The following is a 6,215-nucleotide window of genomic DNA, read 5'->3' on the forward strand; positions in this document are numbered from 1 at the left end:
TGGGGCGTCCGCGTACCGTTGGCCCTGGTGGCATCACTCTGGGCACGCCAATCCGTCTTCTATATTTGGGCGGCCATGATCGCGGACTGGACCGTGCGGATGGGACTGTTACTCTGGCGATATCAATCGGAGCGGTGGCGACAGATTCAAGTGATCCGCTGAAGCCGGGTGTGACTTCTCATCGAACCGCCTCGTAGGCCAGGCACATCACAACTGATCCGCGTACATCAAGCGAGACGCAGCCTGCTCATAGAGTGAAACGAATTCCTGCGAGTTGAAGTCGTAGACCCATACATCTCCGGTTGAAATGGAATAGACCCAGCCGTGGAGTTCCACGTTACCCTTACGCAACTGGAGAGCAACTGCTGGATGTGTGCGCAGGTGCTCGAGTTGGACACGGACGTTCTCTTGGATCGTCTTGATAAGGCGATCGTTTCCTTTGATGTCGGTGTAGAGTTCACGCATCAACCGCCTGGTCGTTTCGACCTGTCCCACCCATTCTTTGACGGCCAGCAGGTTTTGCACCTCCTCGGGATTCAAAAGGGCTTTCATGACGCCGCAATCGGTATGGCCGCACACGATGATATGAGGTACCTGTAGAACAGCCACCGCGTATTCGATCGTCGCGGTCGTGCCCCCTTGCATCGAACCATAGGGCGGCACAATATTCCCGGCATTTCGCAGGATAAACAACTCGCCGGGATCGGTCTGCGTGAGAAGAGTGGGATCCACGCGCGAGTCTGAGCAGGTAATGAAGAGCGCACGGGGAGCCTGACTCTGTGACAGCCGTGTGAACAATGCTTTCTTCTTTCCAAACACTTCGCCGCGAAACTTCAAGAAGCCTCTAACGAGCTTTTCCATTATTGAGCCTCTTCTGATTTCCTATTGATGTGCATAGAGTCATCATTCAGTCATAAAAAGGTACGAGTGTATTGTTGAATGTCTCCACTCGATGCTAAGTAAGAATGGCATACACGTGATATTGATCCGCCGATCGATGCGCTCACTCAATCGCCTTCTTCGTTTCCTCTTTCACGAGCCGGTGGTCGTGTAAAAACTCGATGCCTCCCGTGGTGACATCATACATCGCGCCGACGATCTCGATCCGCCCTCGTTGGATCAGACCGGTGAGCGTTTTGCTCTGTTCCTGCAGCTGCTCAACGACCCGCACAACATTGCGGCGGGCGACGACATCGATGATCTCTCCGATCTCCTCGGCGGATCGCTCTTGTACAGCTCGATAGGTCGCTTGGCCGGTCGATTGCTGGAGGTCGTTGATGATGCAATGAAAGTGTTCACACCCTATTGCCTCGCCGGCCGTTTGATCCGACCCAAGGAGCTTGACCGCAGCGCCGACGGCCCCGCATCGCGTGTGTCCCATGACAAGAATGAGTTTTGCTCCAGCCACGGCGCATCCGTATTCCGCGCTGGCAATAATCATCCGACCAGAGATATTGCCTGCAATACGGATGCTAAAGATGTCGCCCATGCCCAAATCGAACACCCGCTCGGCTGTTGTTGGGGAATCGATACAGTTGAGCACGACGGCCATCGGATGTTGTGTCTCCGCGGTTGCACGGATTTGGCGATGGAAGTCCCTCGTAAGACTCCTCCCGGTACGAACCCGCTCATTGCCCTCTTTTAGGATATGAAGGACCTGCCGCGGAGTGACGGCCTCCTGGAATTCCCGTGTCGAATAATCGACATACTGTATTCGGTCTTCAAAATTGTACTCTCTCTGAAATCCGAGAAGACTGACTTCAACACCGCGAGCGGGACCGGTCTTCTCCTTGAAGTCACGGATCAAGCCACGCACGTCCGGATCGATGTAGTCTGTATTCCGTGCGTCTAGTAACACATGGCTGTCTCGTGACACTTCATGCAAGGCCTTCGAAAGGGCGGCGCGATTCAAGAAGCTAACCTGATTCGCTAATTCGATATGGACGACATCGCCGCCGAGATGTTTTTCCACGAAGCGCCGCACCGGGCGACGCATATTGCTGTTGAGGATGAAGCCAATGGCCACGGCAAGCCCGATCACGATACCGATCAAGAGGTCCGTGAACACGATAGCCATCACCGTTACCGCAAACGGTATGAATTGATATCGGCCCTCGCTCCACATTTGCTTGATTAAGGCCGGACTGGCCAGTTTGATGCCGGTCATCAGCAAGATAGCCGCGAGAGCGGATAACGGGATAGTGTTGAGCCAGGTCGGAATGAGCGGAACACTGATGAGAAGCAATGTGCCGTGAATGATCGTGGCCAATTTTGTCCTGCCGCCGGCGTTGACATTGACGGAGCTGCGGATGATGACGGAAGTAATCGGGAGTCCACCGATTAATCCGCTCGCGACATTTCCGATCCCTTGCGCGAAGAGTTCTTGGCTCGGCGGTGAAGTCCGTTGTTGTGGATCAAGCCGGTCGACCGCCTTGAGATTGAGCAAGGTTTCAAGGGATGCCACGATGGCGAGGGTCATCGCAGCGGTATAAAGGGTCGGATTCGTCCACTGCGAGAAGTCCGGCCCTGGAAGGAGCCCGAAGAGCTCTCCCACACCACTCGTCACGGGCACCTGAACCAGATGGGTCGGCTCGATGACCCATGGCTCGCCAAGTTGCTCGAACCACAAGCCCGCTCCGATGCCGAACAATACGACCGCGACGGGAGCGGGAAAGAGAGACGTTTTCAGCGGCTTCCAGTTGTCCCAGAGCACGAGTAGAGCAATAGAGATCAGACCGATTATTGCCGCCCCCAGTTGAATGTCTCCAAACATACGAATGAGTTCGGAGAATGTCGTCTCCAAGTCCGGTTGAATGAAGGACATTTCACCTTCCGGGTCGGGATCGTGTCCCATAAGATGGGGAATTTGTTTCAAGATGATAATGATCCCGATGGCTGCCAACAGCCCCTTGATCACGCTGGTTGGAAAGAATTCGGATATGAACCCTCCCTTAGCCATACCGAGGCCGATTTGGATCATCCCGGCAAGAATCAAGGCCGTCAGAAACACTGAAAATGATCCAAACGAGAGGATTTGAGCGGCCACGACTGCCGATAACCCGGCGGCGGGACCGCTGACGCTGGTGTGCGACCCACTGAACAGTCCGACCAAGATGCCGCCGACAATTCCGGCCAACAACCCGGACAGCAATGGAGCACCGGAGGCGAGCGCAATCCCCAGGCACAAAGGGAGAGCGACGAAAAATAAAACGAGGCCTGCCTTGATATCGGCTAGAACCGTGGCCGAGGAGACATCAGTCGTTGAAGGCATGATAGCTTCTGGTTCTTTCATAAACAGATCATCAGCGAACAGGCTTCGGGAACAAGATTCGAATCTTTACTTTCAAACATGGTGGCGCACCATGAGCTACCTCCATAGGCTGAAGCTGATCCACCCATGCGGAAATCACATCCGTCAAATCCTTGCAACTGGTCACTACCATAGCGGAGCTCTACAGCCGGAGTCGGCTTCAAGCGGCATGTGCTCAAAACTATGATGCGAGAAGATGAGGTTATGTAGCGGGAGGACGGAACACAGACGTGAGCAATAACGGCAGATGAAGCACAGAGCGAAACTCGCCGAACCAGCGAAAGAAACGAGGCCTCTCGGGCTCAAGCAACGGCGAGAGAGCCGAGAAGTCCTCGGAAATAGGTTCCAATCCCGTGAACAGATCCGAGTGCAACAAACCAAGAAGAGTGAACGGTGCCCCGAGCATCTGCGTCACCACACACACACACAGGAGCAACATCACACATGCTACGCCTATTGCACGGTATGAAAAGCGGGTTATCTTTAAGCTTCTCTCATTCATGCAAACGCCATGCTGTCACACCTTCACTCTATTTCTTTGTCGTATCGTCCAATCACCAAAACGGACTCCATAGATTGACAAGCTCGTATGGCGTTAGGAACCATTGTCTGAACGAAATTCAATAACCGGCGGTGCAGATGGATCAACCGGCGCACCGCATCGAAGCCAGGATGCGCCAAGTACGGCGCCACACCTGGGATACAATCTGCAATGGTTCCCGACACCATACTCTGTGCAAGGAAGAGCAAAGCGTCGTTTCAAGGCTATCCTCGAACTCTGGACGCTTTCAACGTCCTTGGAGTCATAGCACCTCTGAAATCACATTCACAGAGGTGTCTCAGCGCGGTTAACCCGCACTGAACAGCGCGAACACAATGATCGCGAACACAAAAATACCCAAAAAGATATAGGAGAGGGCATCGTTCATACCAGGCATTGTAAGTCACCTCCTCGGCCGGGTCGGTTTATCGGGTATGTTGAAATTCATCGAAACATCTCAGCGCCATGCCGGAGATTCTTCCGAACCTGCAACAAAAAAGCCCGAGCACTGCACAGATCAGTGAATTGAAGACAAAACGGACGCTACGCTTGAGGAGGATGAAAAACCGAGGTCACAAAGACAGGAAGATATGGCGACGATTGCCTCTCAGTATAGAAACTCCACACGCTCGATGTTCTGGGTTTCGGCTCTGTAACAGGAAAAGAAAAGTCTTCAGAAACAGATTCCGTGAATACAGTGGTCGACTCGATCAAGCTGAACAAGGTAATCGGCATGCCGAGCATCTGCGCCAACACACAGATGCAGAGAAAGAGGACCACACACGTGGAAGCCACCATTCGATGCGCAACCTTCATCGTATGACTGCTTCTCAACATCACATATGCAATATACCGCAGCTCCCCGTGCGACACAAGAACCTGACACCCCCTCCTATACCCGCGGCAGATTCAAGTGATTCGCTGATCCGACCAAGCATAGGCTGCGCCGAAACAAAGACCGGCCACCGATGCCTGGACGAACGCTTCTTCGGCATTGATGGCAATAGACCACCAGACAATGGCGGCAATGAGGCCCGACACACCTCCAAGAAAGATCTTGCCGCCTGCAAGCTGAAGCCAATCCGTGAAAATCACCCATATGGTCATGTACATGACTCCGGCAGCCATGGCTGCCCAGAGATGCATGAGATCGCGCTCGAAAAACCAGACTTGGATCGCTCCCGCGATGACGCCAAGAATGAGGCCGGTGATCGCGCGGCGAAACAATCCAGAGTATGGGCTCTGTGCACTTGCCACATCACCTCCATAACCGCCCATGACCTTGGATATCGAACCTTCTCGATTCCGGCGCATGGTGTTCTTGCATTGAGCACACTGACTTGACTCTTAGCCAAATCATCTATGAACCCGGAGGACAAGTGGTCTGTCTTGTATCCCGTCCCGGCCCTTTGGTGATTTCAATCCGTGCGACACTTTTCACATTGGCGCAGAGATCCCCCAGTCCCGGTGTGATCAGGCGAAACGGGCCGCCTTTCGTGTCAGGCAACGGGGCTCCATCAAGCTCGTAGACAAGGACACCGTGTTCTCTGGCTTGCTCAAGCGTAAGGCAGGCGGAATACTTCCCATCCGAGGCATGAAAGACGACATGGTCTGCCTCGATCGCCAAAGCCGGAATATCAAGCAGGCCCTCTAATCGAATCCCCTGTCCCTTCATACCAGGCATGACTGTCGAAACATCCATATGATGCTCGGCCGGCAATGATGCGATCGTTGCACGATCGAAGGACACCTGCTGCACTACGGCACCTTCTATCCGAACACGCCCCTGACCGGTCGGCTCCTTGACCGTGACGGCTTTGATCATGGCCGTGAGGGCCTCATTCACAGGAGTCGGAATACCCAGCTTGCGTCCCTGCTCCACAATATACCCGTTCAAGTAATCGATTTCCGTCGGACGCCCCGCTTTCCAATCGTCGTACATGGAGGTATGGATATCGCGAATCTCCTGCGAAGCCTTCACCACCCGTTCCGCCATATCGAGAGGCAAAGGTACTTTAAGTGTTGCCGCAATAGCCGCGACTTCTCCAACGATCTGCCGGATGACAGCCATCATCTCAGGATGATCGAGCGCCTTCGCCACACGGTCATCAATCAGTACCGTAAGGGGGTTGAAGACACAGTTCCAACACATCTTTTCCCACTTCGTGCGGCGAATGTCCTTCGACAGATGACAAGGAATGCCGGCTGAGGTGAATAGGTCGCGGATGGCAAGAAGCCGGTCGCTTTCATACCCCATGAGTTCGCCAATGGCCACAGCCCCTTTTTTATAATGTTCGATGATGCCGGGCTCGGCAATTTTGGAATAGATATAGGCGACGCCACCGACCACGCAATCCCGTTGGA

At 53.8% G+C, this 6,215-nt stretch carries 4 protein-coding genes; all 4 read right to left on the reverse strand.

What is annotated here, in order from left to right:
- Nucleotides 1–207: 207 nt before the first annotated feature.
- Nucleotides 208–861, reverse strand: coding sequence for a carbonic anhydrase (locus ACOSYY_RS04845; protein WP_421661141.1), 654 nt, complete (start codon nt 859–861; stop codon nt 208–210).
- 142 nt (nt 862–1,003) lie between these two features.
- A complete protein-coding gene (locus tag ACOSYY_RS04850) occupies nt 1,004–3,292 on the reverse strand; it encodes a bifunctional SulP family inorganic anion transporter/carbonic anhydrase (RefSeq protein WP_421661142.1) in 2,289 nt (762 codons plus the stop codon).
- A gap of 1,468 nt (nt 3,293–4,760) precedes the next feature.
- Nucleotides 4,761–5,108 (reverse strand): hypothetical protein, encoded by a 348-nt coding sequence (locus ACOSYY_RS04855; protein WP_421661143.1) that lies wholly within the window; start codon nt 5,106–5,108, stop codon nt 4,761–4,763.
- Between the two features lie 103 nt (nt 5,109–5,211).
- On the reverse strand, nt 5,212–6,215 hold a 1,004-nt coding region (locus ACOSYY_RS04860), incomplete at its 5' end, for a 2-dehydropantoate 2-reductase (RefSeq protein WP_421661144.1).

The organism is Nitrospira sp. BLG_2 (assembly GCF_049222245.1).